The sequence below is a fragment of the Gilvimarinus xylanilyticus genome (genome assembly GCF_024195295.1).
GTDB lineage: Bacteria > Pseudomonadota > Gammaproteobacteria > Pseudomonadales > Cellvibrionaceae > Gilvimarinus > Gilvimarinus xylanilyticus.
In genome coordinates this window covers 240,269-264,320 of the sequence record NZ_JAMFTH010000001.1, presented here as the reverse complement: position 1 = coordinate 264,320, position 24,052 = coordinate 240,269, and the positions used below count along the sequence as shown (strand labels likewise).

At 55.9% G+C, this 24,052-nt stretch carries 22 protein-coding genes; 10 read left to right on the top strand and 12 right to left on the bottom strand.

Annotated elements, in window-relative coordinates; genetic code table 11:
• The first annotated feature begins 13 nt into the window (after positions 1 to 13).
• The 10 genes from metG (at position 14) to M6D89_RS01100 (ending at position 11,453) form a co-directional block, all read left to right on the top strand.
• The gene (gene metG / locus M6D89_RS01145; RefSeq protein WP_253966195.1) at positions 14 to 2,020 is read left to right on the top strand and encodes a methionine--tRNA ligase; all 2,007 of its coding nucleotides are present in this window, start codon (positions 14 to 16) and stop codon (positions 2,018 to 2,020) included.
• Positions 2,021 to 2,200: 180 nt separating this feature from the next.
• Entirely contained in the window at positions 2,201 to 2,776 is a 576-nt protein-coding gene (rsxA, locus tag M6D89_RS01140) for an electron transport complex subunit RsxA (protein ID WP_253966194.1), read from the top strand.
• A gap of 12 nt (positions 2,777 to 2,788) precedes the next feature.
• Positions 2,789 to 3,424 carry an electron transport complex subunit RsxB gene (gene rsxB / locus M6D89_RS01135; protein WP_253966193.1) on the top strand — a complete coding sequence of 212 codons (636 nt, stop codon included), beginning with the start codon at positions 2,789 to 2,791 and terminating at the stop codon, positions 3,422 to 3,424.
• The gene (gene rsxC / locus M6D89_RS01130; protein ID WP_253966192.1) at positions 3,424 to 5,955 is read left to right on the top strand and encodes an electron transport complex subunit RsxC; all 2,532 of its coding nucleotides are present in this window, start codon (positions 3,424 to 3,426) and stop codon (positions 5,953 to 5,955) included. The genes rsxB and rsxC overlap by 1 nt, the downstream gene beginning before the upstream one ends.
• 10 nt (positions 5,956 to 5,965) lie before the next feature.
• The gene (gene rsxD / locus M6D89_RS01125; RefSeq protein ID WP_253966191.1) at positions 5,966 to 7,018 is read left to right on the top strand and encodes an electron transport complex subunit RsxD; all 1,053 of its coding nucleotides are present in this window, start codon (positions 5,966 to 5,968) and stop codon (positions 7,016 to 7,018) included.
• Positions 7,018 to 7,668, top strand: coding sequence for an electron transport complex subunit RsxG (rsxG, locus tag M6D89_RS01120; RefSeq protein ID WP_253966190.1), 651 nt, complete (start codon positions 7,018 to 7,020; stop codon positions 7,666 to 7,668). The genes rsxD and rsxG overlap by 1 nt, the downstream gene beginning before the upstream one ends.
• A complete protein-coding gene (locus M6D89_RS01115; protein WP_253966189.1) occupies positions 7,658 to 8,374 on the top strand; it encodes an electron transport complex subunit E in 717 nt (238 codons plus the stop codon). Before rsxG ends, M6D89_RS01115 begins: the two co-directional genes overlap by 11 nt.
• Positions 8,375 to 8,529: 155 nt before the next feature.
• A complete protein-coding gene (locus M6D89_RS01110) occupies positions 8,530 to 9,369 on the top strand; it encodes a mechanosensitive ion channel family protein (protein ID WP_253966188.1) in 840 nt (279 codons plus the stop codon).
• Positions 9,370 to 9,468: 99 nt separating this feature from the next.
• The gene (locus tag M6D89_RS01105; RefSeq protein WP_253966187.1) at positions 9,469 to 10,134 is read left to right on the top strand and encodes a response regulator transcription factor; all 666 of its coding nucleotides are present in this window, start codon (positions 9,469 to 9,471) and stop codon (positions 10,132 to 10,134) included.
• Entirely contained in the window at positions 10,131 to 11,453 is a 1,323-nt protein-coding gene (locus M6D89_RS01100) for an ATP-binding protein (protein ID WP_253966186.1), read from the top strand. Before M6D89_RS01105 ends, M6D89_RS01100 begins: the two co-directional genes overlap by 4 nt.
• A gap of 52 nt (positions 11,454 to 11,505) precedes the next feature.
• On the opposite strand, the gene M6D89_RS01095 is transcribed toward M6D89_RS01100, so the two are convergent.
• The 12 genes from M6D89_RS01095 to ccoN form a co-directional block, all read right to left on the bottom strand.
• Positions 11,506 to 11,952: a Spy/CpxP family protein refolding chaperone gene (locus M6D89_RS01095; protein ID WP_253966185.1), complete on the bottom strand. Its 447-nt coding sequence runs from the start codon at positions 11,950 to 11,952 to the stop codon at positions 11,506 to 11,508.
• A 103-nt stretch (positions 11,953 to 12,055) separates the two neighbouring features.
• Positions 12,056 to 13,330: a DUF945 family protein gene (locus M6D89_RS01090; RefSeq protein WP_253966184.1), complete on the bottom strand. Its 1,275-nt coding sequence runs from the start codon at positions 13,328 to 13,330 to the stop codon at positions 12,056 to 12,058.
• 152 nt (positions 13,331 to 13,482) lie between these two features.
• The gene (locus tag M6D89_RS01085) at positions 13,483 to 15,063 is read right to left on the bottom strand and encodes a BamA/TamA family outer membrane protein (protein WP_253966183.1); all 1,581 of its coding nucleotides are present in this window, start codon (positions 15,061 to 15,063) and stop codon (positions 13,483 to 13,485) included.
• 306 nt (positions 15,064 to 15,369) lie between these two features.
• A complete protein-coding gene (locus M6D89_RS01080) occupies positions 15,370 to 16,122 on the bottom strand; it encodes a sulfite exporter TauE/SafE family protein (RefSeq protein ID WP_418930334.1) in 753 nt (250 codons plus the stop codon).
• Positions 16,106 to 16,306, bottom strand: coding sequence for a cbb3-type cytochrome oxidase assembly protein CcoS (ccoS, locus tag M6D89_RS01075; protein ID WP_253966181.1), 201 nt, complete (start codon positions 16,304 to 16,306; stop codon positions 16,106 to 16,108). Before ccoS ends, M6D89_RS01080 begins: the two co-directional genes overlap by 17 nt.
• Positions 16,307 to 16,349: 43 nt before the next feature.
• Positions 16,350 to 18,728, bottom strand: a complete 2,379-nt coding sequence (locus M6D89_RS01070; RefSeq protein WP_253966180.1) for a heavy metal translocating P-type ATPase — start codon at positions 18,726 to 18,728, stop codon at positions 16,350 to 16,352.
• Positions 18,725 to 19,258 carry a FixH family protein gene (locus M6D89_RS01065; RefSeq protein ID WP_253966179.1) on the bottom strand — a complete coding sequence of 178 codons (534 nt, stop codon included), beginning with the start codon at positions 19,256 to 19,258 and terminating at the stop codon, positions 18,725 to 18,727. The genes M6D89_RS01070 and M6D89_RS01065 overlap by 4 nt, the downstream gene beginning before the upstream one ends.
• A gap of 4 nt (positions 19,259 to 19,262) precedes the next feature.
• Entirely contained in the window at positions 19,263 to 20,675 is a 1,413-nt protein-coding gene (gene ccoG, locus M6D89_RS01060; protein WP_253966178.1) for a cytochrome c oxidase accessory protein CcoG, read from the bottom strand.
• Between the two features lie 60 nt (positions 20,676 to 20,735).
• The gene (ccoP, locus tag M6D89_RS01055; RefSeq protein WP_253966177.1) at positions 20,736 to 21,644 is read right to left on the bottom strand and encodes a cytochrome-c oxidase, cbb3-type subunit III; all 909 of its coding nucleotides are present in this window, start codon (positions 21,642 to 21,644) and stop codon (positions 20,736 to 20,738) included.
• Positions 21,645 to 21,646: 2 nt separating this feature from the next.
• Positions 21,647 to 21,850, bottom strand: a complete 204-nt coding sequence (locus M6D89_RS01050; protein WP_253966176.1) for a CcoQ/FixQ family Cbb3-type cytochrome c oxidase assembly chaperone — start codon at positions 21,848 to 21,850, stop codon at positions 21,647 to 21,649.
• Positions 21,851 to 22,462 carry a cytochrome-c oxidase, cbb3-type subunit II gene (gene ccoO, locus M6D89_RS01045; RefSeq protein ID WP_253966175.1) on the bottom strand — a complete coding sequence of 204 codons (612 nt, stop codon included), beginning with the start codon at positions 22,460 to 22,462 and terminating at the stop codon, positions 21,851 to 21,853.
• Between the two features lie 12 nt (positions 22,463 to 22,474).
• Positions 22,475 to 23,923, bottom strand: a complete 1,449-nt coding sequence (gene ccoN / locus M6D89_RS01040) for a cytochrome-c oxidase, cbb3-type subunit I (RefSeq protein WP_253966174.1) — start codon at positions 23,921 to 23,923, stop codon at positions 22,475 to 22,477.
• Between the last annotated feature and the right edge of the window lie 129 nt (positions 23,924 to 24,052).

Here is a 24,052-nt window from a genome sequence, read left to right as displayed (position 1 = left end):
CGACAGGAAAGCTATGACCACTCGCCGTAAAATCATGGTAACCAGTGCCCTTCCCTACGCCAATGGTGAATTGCATTTGGGCCATTTGATGGAACAGATCCAGACGGATATCTGGGTGCGCTTTCAGAAGCTGCGCGGCCACGAGTGTCACTACTTTTGCGCCGACGACGCCCACGGCACGGCTATTACTCTTAAGGCCGAGGAACAGGGCATCAGCCCCGAGCAGCATATTGACAATATGCACGCAGCGCACAAAGCAGTATCCGAGGGGTTCCTGATCGGCCACGACAATTACTACACCACCCACTCGCCGGAAAACCGCGAGCTGGCCGAGATGATCTATCAGCGCTTGGACGCCAATGGCCATATTGCCAAGCGCTCCATTACCCAGGCGTTTGACCCGGAAAAAGAGCTGTTTCTGGCGGACCGCTACATTAAAGGCGCCTGCCCCAAGTGCAAAACCGACGATCAGTACGGCGATAACTGCGAAGCCTGTGGCGCCACCTACAGCCCCATGGAGCTGATCAACCCGGTTTCGGTATTGACCGGCGCGACGCCAGTGCCCAAAGAATCCGAACACTATTTCTTTAAACTGCCGGAATTCGCCGACTTTTTAAAGCAGTGGACCCGCGCCGGCCACTTGCAAGATGAAGTCGCCAACAAGGTTGCCGAGTGGCTGGACGCCGACCTGCAAGAGTGGGACATCTCTCGCGATGCACCCTACTTTGGCTTTGAAATTCCGGGGGCACCGGGCAAATACTTTTATGTCTGGCTGGACGCCCCTATCGGCTATATCGCCAGCTTGAAAAACTACGCCGATCAGAACGGCATCGACTGGCAGGAGTACTGGAGCCCGGACTCCACCGCCGAGGTGCATCACTTTATCGGCAAAGACATTGTCAATTTCCACGCCCTGTTCTGGCCCGCCATGCTGCACTCGGCCGAACTGCGCACGCCCACCAAGGTGAATGTGCACGGCTTTGTCACGGTGAACGGCAAAAAAATGTCTAAATCCCGCGGCACCTTTATTAATGGCCAAACCTATCTGGCCCACTTAGACCCGGAGTATTTGCGCTATTACTTTGCCGCCAAGCTGACCAACGCCGTGGATGATCTGGACTTAAACCTGGACGATTTTATCGCCCGAGTAAACTCTGACTTGGTAGGCAAGGTGGTCAACATTGCCAGCCGCACCGCCAAATTTATCGCCAAAGCCGGCGGCGAAATGAGCGCCGAACCGGCCGATGCCGAGCTATGGCAGAAATTCACCAGTGCCGAGCCCGCCATCGCCGAGCACTATGAGCAGCGCAACTTTGGCAAAGCCATGCGCGAAATCATGGCCCTGGCCGATGCCGCCAACGAATATATTGCGGCGGCCGAGCCCTGGAAAATGGCCAAAGAAGAGGGCCGCAAGCAGGAAGTGATCGATGTGTGCAGCCAGGGCATTAATATGTTCCGCGCCATTATGACCTTCTTAAAGCCGGTTACCCCACTGCTGGCCGAGCGCGCACAGGACTTTTTGGGCGAAACCTTAAGCTGGGCCGAGCCGCTCGCCTATCGCGGTGGCGCCATCAACAAATTTAAGCCGCTCTTGCAGCGCATTGAAAAAGACAAGGTAGACGCCATGATTGAGGCCAGCAAAGAAGAAGCCACCCCCAAGGCCACCGGGCCGCTGGCGGACGAGCCGATTTGCGACGAAATTGAATTTGGCGACTTTGCCAAGGTCGACCTGCGGGTTGCCCGCATCGCCAAGGCCGCCCATGTAGAGGGCGCCGACAAGCTGCTGCAATTGACTCTGGATTTAGGCGGCGAAACCCGCAATGTATTTTCGGGCATTAAGTCTGCCTACAAACCCGAAGACCTGGAAGGCCGTCTAACGGTTATGGTGGCCAACCTGAAACCGCGTAAAATGAAGTTCGGCCTGTCCGAAGGCATGGTACTGGCCGCGGGCCCCGGTGGCTCCGAGATTTACCTGCTCGAACCCGACAGCGGTTCACAACCGGGGCAGAGGGTTATGTAGCGCTTGCGCGCGTCCGACGTCGGACGTCGGACGTCGGACGTCGGACGTCGGACGTTCATAAGCATATACCCAATCAACCTAATTGAGACTCGTTTTTATATTGAACCCGTGCGGGTGCATCCATGATAATGCGCCCTTAGCGCTATGGCCGCTCAAACCGGCCCACTCGAGGTGAACAGCATGACCGATTTAGCGGTTATCTTGCTCAGCACAATTCTGGTGAACAACTTTGTTCTGGTTCAGTTTCTGGGCCTGTGCCCCTTTATGGGCGTATCCAACAAGTTGGAAACCGCTATTGGCATGGCCAGTGCAACCACGTTTGTGCTGACTCTGGCCTCTATTTGCAGCTATCTGGTCGCCACCTGGGTGCTACAGCCTTTGGGGCTGGAATATATGCGCACCATCAGTTTTATTCTGGTGATCGCGGTGGTGGTGCAACTGGCAAAAATGTTTATCGAAAAAACCAGTCCCTTGTTATACCGAGTGCTGGGGGTCTTTTTGCCGCTGATTACCACCAACTGCGCGGTATTGGGCGTGGCGCTGCAAAATACCCAAAAGGCCCACAACTTTGTCGAATCGACCCTGTTTGGTTTTGGCGCCGCACTGGGTTTTTCGCTGGTACTTATTTTATTTTCCGCCATGCGCGAGCGCTTGGCGGTGGCCGATGTGCCCACGCCGTTTAAAGGGGCCGCCATCGGTATGATTACCGCCGGTCTTATGTCGTTAGCCTTTATGGGCTTTGGCGGACTGGTTTAAACGGGCAGGATTATGTTGGAAACCATTGCACAACATCCCATTGCCGCCGCGCTGATTGCCCTGATTGGGCTCGCGCTATTGTTCGGTGCGCTACTGGGTTTCGCCGCCGTCCGCTTTAAAGTGGAGGGGGACCCTATTGTCGAGCAGATCGACAACTTGCTGCCGCAAACCCAATGCGGTCAGTGTGGCTACCCAGGGTGCCGCCCCTACGCCCAGGCCATTGCCAACGGCGACGCCATCAATAAGTGCCCCCCGGGCGGCCAGACCACCATTAACGAGCTGGCCGATTTGCTGGACGTGGAAGCGCCCACTCTGGACGAAGAACACGGCGAAGAAGCCGATGTACCCACGGTGGCGTTTATTCGCGAAGACGAGTGCATCGGCTGCACCAAGTGCATTCAGGCCTGCCCCATGGACGCCATTCTGGGCGCGGCCAAGCAGATGCACACAGTGATTGCCGACGAGTGCACCGGTTGCGATCTGTGTGTAGAACCCTGCCCGGTGGACTGCATTGATATGATTCCGGTATCCACCACCATTAAAGACTGGAAGTGGGAATTGCCCGCCGCCAGCCACGAGCAGGCCGCCAATTTAATTGCCACCGACCGTGGTCGCGGCCAGAGCCAACAAAGCGGTGAAGCAGCCTGATGGAGTTGATTAAAGTCTGGGATATCCCGGGCGGCGTGCATCCGCCGGAAAACAAACACCAATCCATGGTCGAGCCACTGGGGCAGATAGAAATTCCGCCCCAGCTGATTCTGCCTGTCAGCCAGCATATTGGCGCCCCCGCCAAACCCATTGTCGAGGTCGGACAAAAAGTGCTGGGCGGCGAAGTCGTGGCCGAGGCCGACGGCGTGTTCAGCGCCAATGTTCACGCCTCCACCTCGGGCACCGTCGCGGCCATTGTCGAGCATGTGGTGCCCCACCCCTCGGGTATGCGCGATACCTGCGTGATTATCGACACCGACGGCAAAGACGAATGGGTGGCGCTTGAGCCTTGGGAAGACTATACCCAGCGCGATCATGATGACGTGGTTAAACGCATCCGCGACTGTGGTATTGCCGGCCTTGGCGGCGCGGGCTTTCCGGCGGCGGTTAAGCTGAACCCGCGCTCCAACCACACCATTGATACACTGATTATCAACGGCACCGAGTGCGAGCCCTACATTACCGCCGACGATATGCTAATGCGCGAGCGCGCCGACGAGATCGTCGCGGGCACGCAAATTCTGGCGCGCCTGCTGCACGACCCCGAGCGGGTTATCATCGGCATCGAGGACAACAAACCCGAGGCCATTGAGCGCGTGCGCAAAGCGGCCGAGGGTACAAACATTCTGGTGGTGAGCTTCCCCACCAAATACCCGTCCGGCGGCGAAAAGCAACTGATTCAAATTCTGACCGGCCGCGAAGTGCCCTCGGGCCAGATTCCCGCCACCATTGGCGTGGTCTGCCAGAATGTGGGCACCACCGCCGCCGTTTACCGCGCCCTGCGCTATGGCGAGCCGCTGGTCAAGCGCATTACCACGGTGGTCGGCGAGGCCCTGGAACAGCAGCGCAATATTGAAGTGTTACTGGGTACCCCGGTGCACTATGTACTGGACAAGCACGGCTTTAACGAGAAAAAAGCCTCGCGCCTGGTGATGGGCGGCCCCATGATGGGCTTTGCCCTACCCGATACCAGTGTGCCCGTGGTCAAAACCACCAACTGTTTACTGGCGCCCAGTAAAAAAGAGCTGCCGCCGCCCGAGCCGGCCATGGCCTGCATTCGCTGCGGCATGTGCGCCGAGGCCTGCCCGGCCGAGCTACTGCCCCAGCAGCTGTTTTGGTATGCCCAGGCCGAAGACCTGGAAAAGCTGGAAACCCACAATCTGTTCGACTGCATTGAATGCGGCGCCTGCTCGTACGTTTGCCCCAGCCATATTCCGCTGGTGCAGTACTATCGCGCTGCCAAGGGCGAAATTCGCCAGCACCGCATCGACAAAGAAAAGTCGGACCGCTCGCGGCGGCGCTTTGAATTCCGCCAGGAACGTATCGCCAAAGAAGAGGCGGAAAAAGAAGCCAAGCGCTTAGCGCGCAAAAAGGCCGCCGAAGAGGCGAAGAAAAAACTGGCCGAGCAAAAGGCGGCGGCCCCGGCCGATGCCAAACCCGCACCGGCCGAAGACGCGGACAAACAACTGGCTAAGCTGGAGCGTTTGCTCGCCTCGGCCCAAGAGCGCCTGAAAAAAGCCGAGCAGCCGCTGACCGATGACGCCACGGACGAGCAGCGCGAAAAGCAGGCCGCCAGCATTAAACAGGCCGAGCTGAAAGTGAGCGAGGCGCAGAAAAAGCTGAACGAGTTTAAAGCCAGCAATATCGCCAAAACTTCGGAGAACAAACCCGCGTCGGATGACCCGGTGGCCGCCGCCATTGAGCGAGCCAAGGCCAAGCAGACCATGGCGCCCGAGGAAAAGCTGCGCGCGTCTATCGAGTCGCTGCAAAAACGCCTGGAAAAAGCCGAGCAAAAAGCCGCAGACGCCGAAGCCGACAAACCGGACATGGTGGATGCCTTAAAACAGGGCGTGGCCAAGCTGAAAGAAAAGATCGCCAGCGCCGAAAAAGAGCTGGCCGAGCTGGCCCCGGCGAAAAGCTCGGCGAGCAAAGAGGACAAGACCTCGTCCACCCCCGATGCGGCCCAGGCGGCCATCGAGCGGGCCAAGGCCAAAATGAGCATGTCCCCCGAGGAAAAGCTTCGCAGCACTTTGGAGTCTTTATACAAACGCTTAGAAAAAGCCGAGCAAAAAGCGGCCGATGCCAAGGCAGAGGGCTCGGACAAAGCCGAGGCACTGCAACAGGGCGTGGACAAGCTGAAAGAGAAAATCGCCAGCACTCAGCAAGAGTTGGACGAGGTTAAACCCTCCACCGTGGCCGAAGAGACGCCGCAAGATCCAGCCACCTCGGACGCCGCCAGCCTGGCCATTGAAAAAGCTAAGGCCAAAGCGGCGGCCATGGCCACCATGAGCGCGTCGGATAAGCTACGCAACCAGGTCGACTCCCTGGAGGCACGCCTGGAGAAATCTCGCGCCAAGCTCGCCAAAGCCGAGCAAGAAAACGACGACAATGTCGACGCCTTTAGAAGCGCCGTCACTAAACTGGAAGATAAGCTGGCCGCTACCCGCGAGCAGCTGGCAGAGCACGAGTAGGCAAAACCCTATGGCACTGAAACGCATCACCTCACCCCATACCCACCGGGCCCTTGGCACCGGCGCGGTGATGCGTAATGTGGTTTTTGCCACCCTGCCGGGCCTTGTGGTACTCACCTACTTTTTTGGTTTGGGCACTCTGCACAATGTACTACTGGCCAGTATCGCCGCCATGGGTTTTGAAGCGGCGGTGATGAAATTGCGCGGTCGGCCGGTATGGTTTTACCTGCGCGATTGCAGCGCCCTGGTAACTGGTGTTTTGTTAGGCCTCGCTTTGCCTCCCTACTGCCCCTGGTGGCTAGTGGTGCTGGGCAGTGCGGTGGCGATTATTCTCGCCAAGCAGCTCTACGGCGGCATGGGTTTTAACCCATTTAACCCTGCCATGGTCGCCTATGTGGTGCTGCTGATTTCCTTCCCACTGCAGATGAGCCAGTGGGCCGCGCCCCAGGATATCGGCGGCCAGACGCCGGGTATTGTCGAAGCGCTCAAACAGATCTGGCTGGGCAGTCCCATCGATGGCTATACCGCTGCCACGCCACTGGATACGGTTAAACAAAATTCCAGCCTGATGCTGGATGCTCTGTACCTGCAAGACCCGGTATTGAGCGCGGGCCAATTTGCCGGCGCCGGTTGGGAATGGGCCAATGTCGCCTTCCTGCTGGGTGGGCTTTATCTGCTGTATCGCCGCATCTTTACCTGGCACGCGCCCGTGGCCATGCTGGCGTCCCTGTCGCTGATGGCGGCTCTGTTTTACGACGGCGGCAGCTCGCAGAGCGGCGGCTCGGTGCTGTTTCATTTATTCTCGGGCGCGACCATGCTGGGGGCATTTTTTATTGTCACCGACCCGGTTAGCTCGGCGGTCAGCACCCGCGGGCGTTTAATTTACGGCGCCGCTATCGGGGTACTGATTTACGTGATTCGTATCTGGGGTAACTACCCGGACGGCGTCGCCTTCGCTGTATTGCTGCTCAACTTTGCCGCGCCCTTTATCGACTATTACACATTGCCGCGCACTTACGGCCACAAGAAAAGTGAGCGGGCAACCCGCAAGGTGGATCAATAATGCTGGGCAAATCGATCAGTAAAAACAGCCTGCTGCTGGGACTATTCGCCCTGGTTACCGCCGGGGTGCTGGCGGTTACCAACGTCAGCACCCGCGACCGGATTGCCGATGCCCAGCGTGCCGCCGCCGAAAAAGCCCTCTACGAGCTGGTACCAGCCTCGCGGGTGGATAACGACTTGTTAACCGATACCCTGCCCACCCCCGCAGCCATGTTGCCGGCGCTGGGCTTGGATAGCGCCGAAGCGATTCACCGCGCCCGCAAGGATGGGAAGGTGATTGCGGTCATCCTTCCCGCCGTCGCACCCGACGGCTACAGCGGCGATATTCGCCTGATTGTCGGCGTCAACCGCGACGGCAGTGTCGCCGGTGTGCGCGCCCTGGCCCACAAAGAAACTCCGGGTCTGGGGGATAAAATCGAGACCAGCAAAAGCGACTGGATATTTGGCTTTAACGGCAAAAGCCTAGGCGAGCCGCCGGTAGAGCAGTGGCAAGTGAGAAAAGACGGCGGCGTATTCGATCAGTTTACCGGCGCCACCATTACCCCGCGCGCCGTTACCGGACAAGTTAAACGGGTATTGCAACAGGTAGCCGAACACCGCACCCTATTGTTTGAACTTCCAGCCGATGCAGGAGACAGCAATGGCCGATAACAGCCAATGGCAGGAAATTAGCCAGAAAGGACTCTGGAGTAACAACCCCGCCCTGGTACAACTGCTGGGGCTTTGCCCTTTGCTGGCCGTGTCCGGCTCGGTGGTTAACGCCCTGGGGCTGGGGCTCGCGACCATGCTGGTGCTGCTGTGCTCCAATATCGCCGTGTCGCTGATTCGCAAAACCGTGAGCGACGCGGTGCGCCTGCCCGCTTTTGTGATGATTATCGCCTCGCTCACTACCTGTATCGAGCTGTTAATGCAGGCGTTTACCTACGAGCTGTACACCATCCTCGGGATTTTTATTCCGCTGATTGTCACCAACTGCGCCATTCTGGGTCGGGCGGACGCCTTCGCCAGTAAAAACCCAGTGCTGCCCGCCGCCTGGGACGGCTTAATGATGGGGCTGGGCTTTATGCTGGTGCTGGTAACCTTGGGCGGCATTCGCGAAATTCTGGGCTCGGGTACCCTGTTTGCCAATATGCACCTGCTGTTTGGCGAAGGAGCCCGGGGCTGGACGCTGACGCTGTTCGCCAACTACCCGGGCTTTTTGGTGGCAATCCTGCCGCCGGGCGCTTTTATTATTACCGGCTTTTTAATTGCGATTAAAAACGTAATCGACAAGCACCTGCAAGAACGGGCCGCCGCGAAAAAAGACAAACCCGTTAAGGGCAGCAAGCGGGTTCGCACCACCGGCAAGATTGCCTAATCCTACTGCTACCGCAATTTTTGCTTCTCACTCGGTGGGTGCCCTTGCGCCCACCGGGAATACTCGCAATAATCTCTATTCCAAGTCTGTGGTAACCCACACCCGCTAAGCCGCATTCAAAAGGGCGGCGCCTACATTCAAATGAGGGATGCATTATGTTCGACTTTAGCCAAGACGAGATGAACGAATTTGCCCAGAATCATGTGATTCCCTGGGGTATTAATATTGTCACTGCGCTGCTGATATTTATTGTCGGTAAGATTGTGGTGAAGATTTTAGTAGGCATTATCGGTAAGCTGTTAAAACGGACCAACCTGGACAATATTCTGGTTGAGTTTATTCAGGCCATAGCCAATGCACTGCTGCTGATTGTCGTCATTATTGCCGCGCTGGATCAGCTGGGCGTAGATACCACCTCGCTTATTGCTCTGATCGGTGCCGCGGGCCTAGCTATTGGTTTGGCACTGCAGGGCTCGCTGCAAAACTTTGCCTCGGGCTTTTTGCTGCTGGTGTTTCGCCCTTTCACCGCGGGCGATTATATTGAAGCAGGCGGCACCGCCGGTGTGGTGAAAACCATCGGCATCTTCACCACTATTTTAAACAGCCCCGACAACCGCGAAATCACCGTGCCCAACGGCGCCATCTACTCGGGTAACATCACCAACTACTCCGCCCTGCCCACCCGCCGCGTCGACCTGGTGTTTGGGATTAGCTACGATGATGACATTAAAAAGGCCAAAGAGATTATGGAGCGTGTGGTCAAGGCCGACGAACGTGTACTGCCCGACCCCGAGCCGCAAATCGCGGTGAGCGAACTGGCCGACTCCAGCGTCAACTTTGTGGTCCGCCCCTGGGTGAACAGCGCCGATTACTGGGGTGTTAAATTTGATTTGACCGAGAATATCAAACTCGCCTTTGACGAAAATGGTATATCCATCCCCTTCCCACAAATGGATGTGCACATGGACAAACCCGCCAACGACCAAGTCGCCTAAGGCGGAACCAAAGGGGCTTCGGCCCCTTTTTTATTATCCGAGCAGGTAAACTAAGGTAAACCATCGTGCCTTTCGAGAAGGATTTCATACAATAAAACCATGACCCAAATCCATATTATTGACGACGATCAGGCCCTGTGTGAGCTGCTGCAAGAGTACCTTGAGCAAAACGGCTACGAGGTTATGTGTAGCCATAACGGCCAGGCGGGGCTCGATTCAACCCTCACTCACAAGCCCGATTTGGTGCTATTGGATGTGATGATGCCGGAACTCAACGGCTTTGAGGTTCTCAGGCAACTCCGCCCCAAAACTCAGGTGCCGGTATTAATGTTAACCGCCCGGGGCGATGAAATTGACCGGGTGCTGGGATTGGAGCTGGGCGCCGATGACTATGTGGCCAAGCCCTTCTCCCACCGCGAGCTGGTGGCACGCATTCAAGCCATACTTCGGCGCCTGAACCCACCCGAGCAAAATGTCGGTCCGCTGGTGCTTAAGCCCGAACGCCTGGAAGCCAGCTTTTACGACCAACCCCTGGAGCTAACCGCCGCCGAGTTCCGCGTGCTGGCGATTCTTTACGAAACGCCGGGGGAAATTGTGGACAAAGACTCCATTTGCCAACAAGCTTTTGGACGACGCCTGCAGCAATACGATCGCCACATCGATATCCACATTTCTCACATCCGCAAAAAAATGGCCGACATCAACGCCACCGAAACCATCAAAACCGTGCGCGGCAGTGGCTATCAGCTATTGGTTAACCCGTGAAGCTACCGGCACTGGTTACGGGTTTTGCAGGGCGATTGTTTCTCTGGTTCTGGCTGGCGTTCAGCGTTCTGGTAACCGCCAACTTTTACCTGGGGCGCTATCTGGACGATCACCAGCAACCGCGCCCCCTTAACCAAAGGGAGCTGCAGCAGTTTAATCATCTGCAGCGTATGCTGGACAAGCGCGAGTATGAAAGCATTAAACGGCTAAAGCGTAGCCGTGCAACGAACGAACTGATCCTGCTTGACCCCAACGATAAACGTCCCTTTCCCGATCGCCGCCTGTACTGGCGTCTGCGCCCTCTGCTGGAAACGACGCAGCTCAGTGCGCTCGAGCTGCGTCCCGGCCATGTCGCCCTGGGGCCCTTTGATATAGAAACCGCCGAGGGCAGTGTCGCCGCCATATGGTTAATGCCACCCAGGCCCGTACCCGTGTGGAAGCAAATACTGCACGACTCCCCCCACTGGCGCCTGCTGTTCTCAATGTTATTGGTTTTGGTGCTGTCGCTGATCCTCGCCCGCTGGCTGAGTCGGCCGGTTCGCCAACTCAGCCGGGCCACCCGTCGATTGGGCGACGGCGACCTGAATGCCCGTGTCGCCCCCGGCAAAGGCGAGTTGGGGCAACTGGGCCAGGACTTTAACGAAATGGCCGACAAACTGAGCCGGGCCATGAACAACCAGCAGCGCTTGCTCGCCGATGTCAGCCACGAGCTGCGCTCGCCCCTAACCCGTTTAAAACTGGCGGCCGGGTTACTGGCCGATCAAAACAGTAACTCCTACACCGACCGTATTGAAAAAGAGTGCGATACGCTCGAACACTTAATTGAACAACTGCTCACCCTCGCCCGCCTCGAAGGCTCTGATAGCCAAGAGGCTTGCGAGCCAATGGACGTCGCCCAACTGATACGCTCATCCGTAGACGACTGGCACTTTCAACAACCGGGTAAACATATCAATTACCACGGGCCAGGAACGTTCGAGGTTGCCGGTAAGCCCCGACTGTTTCAGCGCATAACAGACAATTTGCTCGCCAATGCCACCCGCTATGGCGAGCACATTGATATTTGCCTTACAAGCGTCGACAGCCACTGGAAGATAACCTTAGAGGATGACGGCCCCGGCGTTCCTCAAGAACAATTAGACAAATTATTTGAGCCATTTTTTCGCGGCGACAGCGCGCGCCCCCACGGAGGCAATATAGGTTTGGGCCTGGCCATTGTGCAGGCTGCTGCACAGGCGCAAAATCTTAGCATCACGGTAGCATTAGGCGAGAGAGGTGGGCTTAAGTTCACCCTGCAACCCGACCAGCAGAAACAGTAGAGCTGTTTTCAAGCTGCAAAAAAATGGCGCCGCAGCGCCATTTTTGACATTGTTAATCGCGACGGGACTTGCGGTGCTTTTTAGCAAAGCGCTTTTTCATCCGCTGCTTCATTTGTTGCAACTGCTCGCGCTGCTCTGCGCTCAACACCTGATTGATATCATGGCGCAGTTTTAATGCGGCCAGTTCACGCTCGAGCTTTTGCGATAGCAGCTCGCGAGCGGCAGCTTCATCAAAGCTTTGTGCCTGAATCAGAGCATCCGTTGCTTCACGCTGCGCCTTGCGAGTGTCTCGATCGCGCGGATAAACCGCCGTATGATTGTCGAGCAACACTCTAATTTGGCTAGATTGCTCATCACTCAGGTTTAACTTTTCCGCTACCCGCTCGCTCAGCAAAATCGAATGAGGGGCGTGGTCAGGACGTTCGCCGCGCTCGGCATAGACTGCCAGGGGTGCGCTTGCAAGCGCACACAGGGTAAGGGTGCTGATCAGTTTTTTCATCGCTTTTTCTCCTGTGATTAACGACACTCACACAATACCCCCGGCAATGAAAACCAACGTCGCCCCAGGTAAACTAATGAAAAGCCACATAGGTGCCGTTAATTTACCACCCCAGCTCATCCCAGGAGACGGGCTGATTGTTGATCCGCAAAATGCCTTTATCATAATTTGCCGGCACCACATAAGCGCCGTTGCGGTGCTGGGTGTAGCGCTCGATATAGTCGGCCATTAGAAACATTAAAGGCGAGCGCTGCACGATCTTTTCCCCCACCCTAAGCTCGGCCTGGGCGGCAATCACCTGAGGCAAATCATCCAAGACAAGAGCATCCAGCGGAAACTGGGGGTTGGAGGCATAGGTTAGTTCCATCTCGCTGTGTATCTCGCCTTTGTCGGCACTGGCGTGAGCAAGCCAGGTAACCCGCGTGCTATCGTGTAACAGGGGTTTAATAAGCGCCATAATCTGTTCGTCGCTGGGCAAAGCGGCGCTGTCCGTCTGCCACTGTTCGGTTAGACGGGTGGCGTTACGAATGGCTTCAAACGAGGTACCCTCGGCCGCCGCCTGAATTTGAATTTGCGACAGAGCGACAAAGCTCTGCAGAGACTGTATGCGAATATCCACCTGAGTATCCACAACCTGCTCGCGAGCTCGCTGACTTTGACGATAATCAATTCCCTCTAGGGCCATATTCACGCCAGTGCGAATTTCCGCCCGCTCTACTTGGGTGTGTACCTGGGTTAACGGAATATCGTCGGCGATAAATTCCACCTCAGCCCGTATCGTCAAGGGCGATAGGGAGACAGAGGTTCGCCCCGAGGTCAGCGCGGCTTCGCCCATCGCCAACTGGTGAACGCCATCGCGCGAATCAAACCTACCCTCGCTCAGCCACTTCGATGCGGCCACTTTGACCGAGCCCTCCGGCTCGCGATACTCAATCGCGGGAATGTCCCAGGAAAATTGATAGGCACCGCTCAGCTTGCCCCAAAGGTTCATTGCTCCCAGGCGATCGCCCACCACTTTCCTCAAGCGGGCATTTTGGCCGGCGCTGGTTTCTGCCAGCTCAATCTCACCGCTAGCGTAGAACCAACCGGGCTTAATTCCCTGGGCAAACGTGAGCGGTCCGTGCCATAAACGGGCGCGGGCGATCAATTCAACCGCCTCATCCACCTCAGCCTCGGGTTGCGTTGCCCGAAGTACCACACGACTGCGGAACCAACCACGGTCATACTCGCGTATTTGCAGCTGGAGTTGTTTGCTTGTACTTTGCTGCTGGGTAAGCGCTACTTGTTGACGAATATTTTGCTCTGCAATAATTCCCGCGTAATAGGTTAAGCCTAAGTAACCGACCACCAGTGCCATCACAGCAATAATTTTTTTCATAGATCTCCCTCTAGGATCAGACGTCCACACTTTGCAGAATTAGGGGCGGAACGAGAAGTCATAGGATGCGCGAAAGCGAAAAACAAAAGACGGCTGTGATCTCTGCCGTAAAGTGCCAGCGATTCAGCGGCGAGACTTCAATAACCGGGCGCTTAAAACTGCTGCTTGGCTTTAATCAACAGCTGGTAATCATCAATACCGTCCCGCTCTACCAGCGGAGTGGCTATATCCACATGGACCACACTACCGACCCGGACTTTACTGGAGCTGAAACGAAAACCGAAACCAATATCCGCCAGCATAGGGTTATCGGCACCGCCATCCGGACCGTCCCACGCTTTACCCGCCTCCACAAACGCCACCGCACCGACGTGAACCAGATTAAACCAGTGCCAGCTGGAGTAATAACGACGCTCGATAGTGGTTAAAAAGCGCTTGGTACCGCGCTGGAACGAGGTCGGGTAACCCCGCATGCCGACAATACCGCCCACGGTCAGCTCTTCGTGTTGCATCAAGTCTTGCCCGGCGTCGTAACTGACACTGCCATACCAGCGGTTTTTATAATCGCGCATTAAGTTATAGGACACCTGGGCTGACCAAACAGAGCTGTCGGCCTGATCCACATCCAGACTGTCGCGCCCATTAACGCCCAAATTTACCGCTAATAGGTGCTTATCGTTGACACTGTAAATATGCTGATACTCACCGATATAGCGAATAGCATCGCTGCTGTCGTGACCTTGTAATTGCGATTCTCCGTAACCCACCCGAAGCCCCATGGTAATCCCCAAAGGCACATCCTCGGTGCGCTGAATTTGGTTCAGGTTGCGAAACACCGCGTAACGGTCCTCCAAATATTGATACTCCACCCAGGGGTAGCTCATTTTGCGGTTTTCCGGGAAGCCGAGTTCGGTGGTGTTCTCATTAGCGTAAAAGACATCTTCATCGACGGTAAAACCCGCCAACAAACGTTGGGTAGCGGTAGGCGTTACTTTTAAACTATGGCCGTAGAAAAGCTCCTGATAGTTATTTTGGTGCTGGTACTCATTTACCTCATCGCCCTTGGCGCGGATGATCTGCGCCTCGGTCACATCTTCGTAACGCCCGCCGGCCGACCAGGGAGTATGGCGACTAAAAAACGGACGCCGTAGTTCGAAGGTGATATTTTCACCGTCAGAGTTATCCTCGTAGGCAAGCCCCGTCGCCCAGCGACTGTTAAATAAATGATCGGTACCCACCGAGTAGCGAATACCCGATCGCTCTTCGTCTTGTTCGTAGCCAATCGAGAAACTGGTACCGGTACCCAGAATATTGTCGTCGCTCAGGCCAATGCCAGTCGATGAGTCCCCCCCGCTGTGACTGAACGACGCCTCAACCTCCAGCGACCAGCTGTCGCGGGTGACTACCACCAAGTCGACAGTATCATCACAAATCTGATCGGGGACAATAAAGGCACCGGTAAAGTAGTCGCGGGTACGCAGTAAACGTTCGGTCTCGTGGATCTCATCCGGGTCAAGAGGCTCGCCCGACTCGAACAATATTTGCGGCGCGATTACGTACTCTTTAGTGTTGATGTGCAGCTTGTTTAAAAACCGATAGAGGCTGTTATTTTCATCGGGGTTATTTTCATCGAACACACCCACTCGCATATAGCGAATGTTGCCGATAATCTTACCTTCCTGCTCGTCGATATCAGAAGTATCCAGCCGGTTACTATCTCTAAACCGCGCCATGGCGGATCGTTCGTAGTCGAACTGATAGCACCCCTCACGAGGTGTGGAAGTTGTTTCGGGTTCAGCTGCCTTGGCCGTCACCGTAAGCGTCGCGCATAAAGCGCCCAAAAGTATCTTGACCCTGTTATTCATATAGTTCGACCGCAGACAACAACGGCTGGGTTTCTCCGTAAGCGATGGATTACAAGCGTTCTAAAAACACTGACAACTCAATCTTCTAGCTAAATCCTGCAACTAGCTTGCCATGCCGGTAATTAAATTGCCATCGCGAAAACGTAAATATCTGCAACACGCCGTGGCGCGTTTTTAGTGGTGGTGATGGTGCTGATGGGAAGGCGAATCAGTGGTTTGCGCGGGCATCGAACCATGAGAATGCCCGCCGTGGTGGCCGCCCAGTGCACCATAGGCCGTCCAGATTGCAAATATTACCAATAACAACGCCGCGCCATAGCGAAGAAAGCGCGACCGCAGGACCGCTTTTGCGGGCGTTGTGGCCAGCGCGACTAAAAGCACTGCCGGTAGAGTACCCAGACCGAATGCCGTCATAAAAATGGCACCCTGCCCGATCGAGGACTGAATCATTGCATAGCCTAAAGCGGTATAGACCAGGCCGCAGGGCAGCCAACCCCACAAACCTCCCAGCAGGAGTGCAGCGCCCGGGGTGCGTACGGGCATTAATTTTTTACCTAGTGGCTGCACATGGCGCCAAAGCTTTCCGCCTAGGGTCTCTAACCGCGTTAAACCTCGCCACCAACCCACTAAATACAGGGCCATTGCCAACAATAGCAATGCCGCCAGCAGGCGCAAAAAAGTCCAGGCGCCCACCTCGACAAGCTGCTCCCCCACGCTTGCCACCAATGCGCCCATCAGGGTGTAGCTGGCGATACGACCGAGGTTGTACGACACGAGGATGAGCGCTTGTCGGGATTTAGAAACCTGCCCCATGGCGAGGCTAAGCGCTCCCATAATGCCGCCGCACATACCCACACAGTGAGCGCTGCTAAAAAAACCCAACAACAAGCCCGTGGCCAGGGTCACCGTATCAGTCACGCAGCTCATCATCCTTGGGGGCGGGATCGGGTTCAGATTTACCCCGCACAGGTTTGTCGTCGTCAAATAAAATACGGTGTGCTTCGGTATCCAGATTGTCGTACTGGCCCGAGTTAATGGCCCAGAAAAGCGCGCGCACAGCAATCGCCACAAAAATAAGCGCAATGGGAATTAGAAAAAACAGGCTATTCACGGGTTCACTCCGCTGTTCTGTCCAGAAAAAAGCGTTAACGCGGCTAGCGGGACAGGCGCAAGGCATTGAGCACCACTAACAAAGAGCTACCTGTCATTCCCAGCGCCGCGGCCCAGGGCGGCACCCAGCCTGCAGCGGCCAGAGGCAGCGCTAAACCATTGTACATCAGTGACTGGGTCAGGTTTTGCCGCACGATGTGGGCGGTTTTATGGGCGTGATTCACCGCCTCAGCCAAAGGCGTCAAAGAATCGGCCAACAAAAGGGCATCGGCATGATTGTGCGCCAAATCCGACGCTCGAGCCATGGCCAAAGATACGTCTGCGGCGGACAGTACAGGCACATCATTCACCCCGTCGCCCACCATTACAACTTTATCACCTTGGCTCTGGCACTGGGTCAGGTGCGACAATTTGCCCGCGGGAGTCACACCGCCGCGAAAGTCTGCAATATTCAGTGTGCGGGCCACGCGCGCGACATTGGCGGGGGTATCGCCACTTAACAATTCCACCGCAATACCACGTGCTTGCAACTGATTAACCACTTGGGCGGCTTCCGGCCGCAATGGATCTTCCAGCCCTATCCAGGCCCTGGGCTGATCGTCGGCAGTCAATATTAACCACAAGTAGTCGCCGGAAGGCGGGTTCAGGTGGTCAGCCACGTAATCGGGCCGCCCCAAACGATAGCGAACGCCGTTAATCGTCCCGCTCACACCGGCGCCCGTTATCTGCTTAACAGACCGGGCCCTAACCTGTCCCTGCCAGGGCACAAACGCCGAGGCAATGGGATGGGCACTGCCTGCCTCCAGGGCGGCCGCCTGGGCAAGACAGGATTCGCGCTGGGCATCAGCCACCAGCGGAATAAATTCGGCGACGGATAAACGTCCGGTGGTGAGGGTGCCGGTTTTATCAAAAATAACCCGATCAATGGTTTCCAGACTCTCTAAGACATGGCCCCGGGTGAGCAAGACCCCATGCTTGCGTAAATAATCGGTGGCGGCGGTATACGCGGTGGGCATGGCCAGCGCCAGAGCGCAGGGACAGGTCACCACCAGCACCGACAAGGCGACCCATAACGCCCGTTCGGGCTGATAAAAATACCACCCCAGGTAGACCACCGCGCACACAATCAACACACTGGCGACAAACGAACGTGCCAGTCGATCGGCCGCCAGCGCGCGCCGGGGTTTATCGCGCTGGGCCCGCTCAATCAAACGCTCAATCGACGAGAGCTGGGTATCTGCTCCCAGGGCGGTTACCTGTATTTCTACCGGGCTATCAATATTGCCGCTGCCGGCAATCACCTTATCACCCGGCACTTTTTTGACCGGCTGCGATTCACCGGTCAGCAATGACTCATCGGCCGAGCTTGAGCCATCGAGCACCACACCATCGGCGCAGAAGTTTTGCCCCGCACTCACTCTGAGGGTATCACCCACCTCTAGAGAGCGTAGCGGCACCTGAACCCAATGCCCCGACTGCCAGCGCTCGGCTACGGGAGGCAGCAACTGCGCCACGTTCGCCAGCCCCACCCGCGATCGGGTGCGAGAACGAAATTCGAGGTAGCGCCCTAGCAGCAGGAAAAAGACAAACATGGCAATGGACTCGAAATACACCTCGCCCTGTTCGGTAAACGTCGCCCAGGCACTGGCGCCATACCCCAACCCCACGGCAAGCGCTACCGGCACGTCCATAACCAGAGTGCCACTTTTTATACTGCGCCAGGCGCTGGAAAAAAACGGCCAGGCGCTAAAAAAAACCACGGGCGTGGACAGTAGCAGACTGAGCCAGCGCAACAGGTTTTGCCACTCGTCCACCGCCCCCGTATAGAGCCCAACAGCCACCATGCCCGCCTGCATCATGCCGAAACCGGCCACCCCCAAGCGGGCCAGCGCGCGGCGGTTTTCGCGGGTATCTAATTGGGCCTGTTGCTCGTCGGTAGCGGGCCTGGGGTGATAGCCGATGGCCGCGAGCTTATGCATTAAGGCGCTAACGGTAATCTGGTTAGGGTCGTAAACCAGCTGGGCACGAAAGCTGGTCACATTAACGCGCACCGCTTCGAGGCCCTTTACCGGCTCCAAATGCTTTTCAATCAACCAGGCGCAGGCGGCACAGGAAATCCCTTCGAGTAGCAGGTTGGCTTGATAGCGGGTTTCGGCTAAAGGCAGGACGAACTCGTCCTGTATTTCGGGCAGCTCATAGACGGCAAAATTATCACTCACACCGTCAGGTTTTTCGCTGAGTTCGCTGCGATAGCGGTAAAAGTCTTCCAGGCCGCCGCTGACAATAGAGCTGGCCACCGCCTGACAGCCGGGGCAGCACATCAGCTGCCGGACACCGTTAATTTCTACCGGATACTCGGGTTGATCCGGCAGCGGCAAGCCACAGTGGTAGCAGCCTTTAGGCGCCTGCTGCGGATCGCTCATCGACTGGACGGTGGCACCAAATTGATGGCGTCGCGGCGATCAAAGTAGATCTCGCCGCGCAGCCGCCAGGGACTATCGGTACGGCCGGAGTCGGCCTCGCCCGGCACCAAAGTGGCGTACCACATATTTTTTAGCGCGGGCAAAGAGGCTGTGTAGATACCGGACTTTTGAGGCTCGAGCGTCAGGCGGACATCTTGAGTCTCATCAAAGGGATGGCCGAGCCACAGAGTCATTACCGAGGGCGCCGGAATCACCGGTGATTCGAGTTCGACCTCAAGTTTATCGTTACCCTGCCCCCAGTGCAGATGCGCCGCCAGCTCCCAATTGGCCGCACGTTTATCCTGCTCCAGGCTCTGATTTATCATTCGCCCCTGCTTGTAATAGTTATCCACTACCGTGTCGTCGGCGTGTTTAACGGCCACGGTCACAAAACTCAGAGACACGATCACCACAATAATTAAGGGCGTTAAGACAAACCAGGCCCAGGGTTCGCGATACCAGGGGTTAGGGGGGCGTTGTTGCGCTTGCATGGACTCAGAAATCTCTCAGTTGGGGGCCAATAAAGGACGTTTCATGCTCGGTAGTCAGCTTGGCGTTGTCTTGCGCGGTGACGGTAAAGCTTACGCCGGTTTTTACCTCGGTCAATTGCTCGCGTGCCACGGCAACGCGCACCGGAATGGTAAAGATCTCGCCCGACTCAATCGTCAGAGGCCGATAGCCCTGCAGACGGAAATCAAAATCACCGTCGACTTCAATATGATACTGGTGTGCCCGGCTATCCATGTTGTTAATTTTCAGGGTATAGACGTTCTGCACGTCCTTACCGCTAATACGGTACATACGAACACCGCGATCGCGCAACACCTCGACTCCCAGCGGTGTGCGGGTGGAAATGTTGTAAACAAAAACACTCACCATCACCAACAGCACCACTAAATAACCGATAAATCGCGGGCGCAGCACATGGGTTTTGCCGTGTTTGATATTGTCCTCGGTGGTAAAACGAATGAGACCGCGCGGGTACTGCATTTTATCCATCACGGTATTGCAGGCATCCACGCACAACCCACAATCGATACACTCCGACTGCATCCCGTCGCGAATATCGATATCTACCGGACAGACCTGCACACACCAAGAGCAGTCGATACAGTCGCCTTTGCCCTGGGCCTTATAGTCTTCGCCAGCCTTGCGGGGTCCGCGTTTCTCGCCGCGCACATAGTCGTAAAACACCGTGAGGGTATCGCGGTCATACATCACCGCCTGAAAGCGCGCATAAGGGCACATATACTTGCACACTTGCTGGCGCATAAACCCGGCGTTGGTAAAGGTCGCAAGGGTAAAAAATACCACCCAAAAGGCTGCCATTAACGAGGCGTTGAAGGTCACAAGCTCAGAAATAAGCTCGCGGATGGGAACAAAGTAACCCACAAAGGTCAATGCAGTAATCAGCGCAATCAACAACCAGAGAGTGTAAGTCGCCCCCTTGCGCCAAAACTTCTCCAGGCTCATGGGCGCGGCATCAAGCTTTATACGCTTATTGCGGTCCCCCTGGCACAGATACTCCACCCAAATATACATCTGGGTCCACACGGTTTGCGGACAGGTAAACCCACACCACACCCGTCCCACCAGAACGGTCACCGTAAACAACATAAACGCGGCGATAATTAACAGCCAAGCGAGGTACATACCATCCTGGGGCCAGAAGGTGGTACACAGAATATGGAATTTACGCTCGGGCAAATCGAATAACATGGCCGGACGCCCATCGATAATAAACCAGGGCATCAACAGAAAACCCGCGATTAACGGCAGGCCAGTGTAGCGGCGGAGTTTTTGATAAAAACCGGTAATGCGGCGGGTGTAGACCTTGTCTTCCGCCTCATAGAGATTGATGTAGCGGACACCGCCTTGGGACTCGTCAGAAGCAGGATCTTGACTCACAGAACACCTCGTTGTGAGTGGGCTGGGCGTGCGCCGGGCGATGCCCGGCGCGGGCAGTGTTTACTCTTGCTCCTCGTAAGGCAGTGACAAGCTGTAAACATACGCGGCCAACAGATGGATGCGACTTTCTTTCAGCAGCTCTTGCTGGGCGGGCATTACGCCGTTGCGACCATCGCGCAGAGTCTGGCGAATATCACGCGGCTCGCCACCGTACAACCAAACATCGTCGGTTAAATTAGGCGCCCCCAAAGCTTGATTGCCGGTGCCATCAGGACCATGGCAAGCCACACAGTTCTGCTGGTAATGAGTTTCCCCCAGCGCAGCCATTTGTTCATCATGCTCACGACCAGACAGACTCAAAACATATTCGGCCGTTTCATGAACACCGTCTTCACCCAATATGGCCGCCCAAGGCGGCATAATGCCTTTGCGGCCCGCGGTAATGGTTTGTTTAATGGTGGCAGGCTCACCCCCGTACAGCCAGTCGTTATCGGTCAAGTTGGGGAAACCGTGGTTACCGCCCCCATCGGCGCCGTGGCATACCGCACAGTTGTTGGCAAACAAGCGCAACGCCATTTTCATGGCATCCTGATCGCGCGCCAACTCTTCAATCGGCATGGCGTTGTATTTACCAAACTGCTCGGAGTACAGGGCATCGGCTTTTTGCTGACGTTGGGCCAGCTGTTTATGAGAAGTCCAGCCAGCAATACCGTCAAACGCGCCCATACCCGGGTAAACCACCAAGTAGCCCGCCGCAAAGATAAAGGTGGCAATAAACATCTTAAACCACCAGCGTGGCAGAGGATTATCGTATTCCTCAATACCGTCGTACACATGCCCTGTGGTACGGTTTTCCGGCGTCTCATCGTCGCGGACCGCCACCTTGCGATTGGCCATAAGAACCCAAAAAACCAACACCAGGTTCGCTAGGGTCAGGCCGATAATCCAAAGGCTCCAAAAAGTGCTCATAATTAGTTCCGCCTTGCTACATCATCGGTCGATGGAGTATTTTTTTCTGTTTGTTTTTCCCGCTCGTTTGGCTCATCGGCAAACGGCAGATTGGCATCTTCCTCAAAGCGCTTCTTACGCTTGGGGGAAAACGCCCACCAGCACACAGCGGCAAATGCGATGGCCACCAGCACAGTACTGATGGCTCCCAGTGTGCCCTTATCCACTTAGCGCTTCTCCTTCAGCAGCGTACCCAGCTGCTGCAAGTAGGCGACCACCGCGTCCATCTCGGTCACACCTTTGACTTTATCGCCAGCGCCTTCGATGTCCTCATCGGTATAGGGCACGCCGACTTTGCGTAAGCCGCGCATTTTCGCCTCGGTGTGCTTACCGTCCAGGGTATTGTCGTACAGCCAGGGGAAGGCCGGCATGTTGGACTGGGGCACAACGATGCGCGGGTTAAACAGGTGAACCTTGTGCCAATCATCAGAGTAACGACCACCCACACGTGCCAAATCCGGCCCGGTGCGCTTAGACCCCCACAAAAACGGATGCTCGTAAACGCTTTCACCGGCCACCGAGTAGTGACCATAACGCTCTACCTCGGCGCGCAGCGGGCGTACCATCTGGGTGTGGCACACGTGACAGCCTTCGCGGATATAAATATCGCGTCCTTCCAGCTCGAGTGGACCCAGCGGTTTCAGGCCCGCTACGGGTTCCGTAGTCTCTTTAAGGAAAAACTGCGGCACAATCTCAACCAGGCCACCAAAGCTGATCGCAATAACAATCAGCACGGTCATCAAACCAATGTTCTTTTCGACGATATCGTGATTTTTCATCTTCTTACTCCCTTATACCGTCTGCGGCTCTGGATTCGCGGGCGCTTCCACCTGCTTAGGTGCTCGCGCTGTCCGATAAGCGTTATACGCCATCAGAATCATACCGCTAAGGAAGAAAGCACCACCGATAAAGCGGACAAAGTAGCCGGGGTAGCTGGCCTGTACAGCTTCAACAAAGCTGTAGGTGAGCGTGCCATCGTCATTAAAGGCGCGCCACATCAGACCCTGCATAATGCCATTTACCCACATCGAGGCGATGTACAAAACGGTACCGATAGTCGCCAGCCAGAAATGCACATTAATCCACTTCACGCTGTACATTTCTTTGCGGCCAAACAAAATGGGCAGCAAGTGGTAGACCGCACCAATCGAGATCATCGCCACCCAGCCCAGTGCGCCAGAGTGAACGTGACCGATGGTCCAATCGGTGTTGTGACTGAGCGCGTTTACGGTTTTGATCGACATCATCGGGCCTTCAAAGGTGGACATACCGTAGAAAGACAGAGATACCACCAAAAAGCGCAGCGTAGGATCGGTGCGCAGTTTATGCCAGGCACCTGACAGCGTCATAATACCGTTGATCATACCGCCCCAGCTGGGGGCCAGCAGGATCAGAGACATCACCATACCCAAGCTTTGCGCCCAATCGGGCAGCGCCGAATAGTGCAAGTGGTGAGCACCGGCCCAGATATAAATAGAGATAAGCGCCCAGAAATGCACAATCGACAGCTGGTATGAGTAAACAGGGCGATCCGCCTGCTTAGGCACAAAGTAATACATCATGCCCAAAAAGCCTGCAGTCAGGAAAAAGCCGACCGCATTGTGACCGTACCACCACTGCACCATGGCATCGGCAGCGCCGGCGTAGGCCGAGTATGACTTAAACCAGGTGACCGGAATGGCAGCACTGTTAACGATATGCAGTATCGCAACTGTGAGAATAAAACCGCCGTAGAACCAGTTAGCCACATAGATGTGCGAGGTTTTGCGCTTTACGATGGTACCGAAGAACACCAATGCGTAAGACACCCACACAATCGCGATCAGAATGTCGATGGGCCATTCCAGCTCGGCGTATTCCTTAGAGCTAGTAAGGCCCAGCGGCAGAGTAATAGCCGCCAGCACGATCACCAGCTGCCACCCCCAAAACGTAAAAGGCACTAACCAGCCGCCCCAAAGCTTGGCCTGACAGGTACGCTGAACCACGTAATAGGAGGTGCCAAATAGCGCACAGCCCCCAAAGGCGAAAATAACCGCATTGGTGTGCAGCGGGCGCAGGCGTCCGAAATGAGTGTAGGGCTGAAACAGATCGTTTAGCTGGGGCCAGACGAGCTGCGCGGCGATTAGCACACCGACACCCATACCGACGATGCCCCAGACAATGGTCATGATTGCGAACTGACGCACGACCTTGTAGTCATACACCGGGTGATCCCCCGCCGCAACTAGGTTACTACTCATAGGTTCTTCCCTATTTTTGGCAAAACACAATTTTAAGTGGATATTGTTATTAGAAGTGGCGCCTCCAGCCAGCGCGACATTATCGGCCGGTGGCTGGGAGGATTATTTGATTCTCATCAAATATAGTAC